The organism is Oleiphilus sp. HI0067 (genome assembly GCF_001635735.1).
Genome location: NZ_LWFI01001403.1, coordinates 1 through 1610, shown reverse-complemented (window position 1 = coordinate 1610; position 1610 = coordinate 1). Strand labels below are relative to the sequence as shown.

2 protein-coding genes are annotated in these 1610 nt (G+C 45.8%); both read left to right on the top strand.

Annotated elements, in window-relative coordinates; genetic code table 11:
- Positions 1 to 1143: PLP-dependent aminotransferase family protein (locus tag A3739_RS22315; protein WP_068502811.1), on the top strand; the 1143-nt coding region annotated here is incomplete at its 5' end.
- An 8-nt stretch (positions 1144 to 1151) separates the two neighbouring features.
- On the top strand, positions 1152 to 1610 hold a 459-nt coding region (locus A3739_RS22310; RefSeq protein ID WP_156502766.1), incomplete at its 3' end, for a DUF6231 family protein.

Genomic DNA, 1610 nt, shown 5'->3' with positions numbered 1-1610 from the left:
ATGGACGTAATGCAAACATCCTCAATGGCAGGGGCGATAAGCTTTGGCGCTGCATCACCTGCGGCGGACTTCCCTATTATTCAACAACTCAAAAAGAGCTTTGGGCAGCTTGTTCGCAGTACGCCCTTTTTAGGTCAAGGATATTGCACCCATAAGGGTGATGAACAGCTTCGTCGCATGCTGGCGCAACGCTCAGCAGACGGGCATGTATCTGTTACCGCAGACGATATTATCATTGCTTCTGGCTGTCAGGGCGCGATTGGTTTATGCCTCAAAGCGCTGTGCAAGCCAGGCGATATTGTGGCAGTGGAAAGCCCTTGTTATTACGGCCTACTGCAGTTAGTTGAATCGCTTAGCTTAAAGGTCATTGAGATCCCTTCTGACCCGAAAACAGGAATGAGCATTGACGCACTTCAACTAGCGCTTGAACAATGGCCCATCAAAACCGTGCTTGGCGTACCAAACTTCAATAATCCGCTCGGGGCACAGATGCCTGAAACGGCAAAGAAAGCCCTTGTTGAGCTGATCAACCAATATCAAATTTCATTTATTGAAGACGATATATATGGAGAGCTTGGCTATACGCATCAGCGCCCTCGTGCGGTAAAAAGCTATGATACACAAGATCGTGTGCTTCTATGTTCATCTGCCTCAAAAATGCTCGAACCACAATTAGGTTTAGGATGGATAATGCCGGGGCGATATATGCAAGAGGTCGAATATCAGCGATTTCTGAGCGCATCAAACCAGTTCTGTTTACCTCAAATGGCGGTTGCTGAGGTGCTTAACCGCTCTAGTTTCGATCGACACCTTCGTCTTGCGCGCGATACCTACCGCGGCCGACGCGACCACTTTTTCAAGCTGATTAGTGAACATTTCCCAAGTGATGTGCGCTTATCCTCCCCTCAAGGTGGTTATGTCGCGTGGCTTCAATTGCCCGCAGGCTTAAATGCCACAGAGCTGTACTTCGAAGCCAAAGCACAGGGTATTATTGTTGCTCCTGGAGAGATTTTTTCATCGAACGCAAATAAGTTTAAAAGCTCGATACGGCTGTGCTATTCAAAAGCTTGGACACCAGCGCGAAAAGAAGCCATCGCATTGCTCGGCTCACTCGTACAAGACAAACTCAACCATAAAGATTAGATAGACGCATGACTACGAATAACGCACTTTCTTGCATGATGCATATTCTCGAAGAGATCAAGCCAAACCATGTTCTGGTCGCCTCATCTCAGATCGAAGAAATTCTGAAAGATGCCAAAGCTCAATGCGTCATACAAGCTCTTCCTGCATCGAAAATGCGTGATTTACATTTAAGCCCAGATGAAGTGAAAAATGTCGATTTGATCGTTCTCGGTGAAAACTTGAATCAGCTCGAACATTCCAAAGCAATAGAAGTTATTGGCGTTCTAAGAAACCATCTCAATGCAAAAATGCTTATTCTCTGCAATGGAGAGTCGACACTATCCTTTAGCGACATGCTCAGTTTAGGATTCAAAAGAGAAGAACAAGATGAAAGTGGACTGACCGTCTATAGCTATGACATTGCCAGCTACAACAAAAAGCGTGAATGGAATAATTCACGTTTCTGGGCGAATCCAGAGAACTTT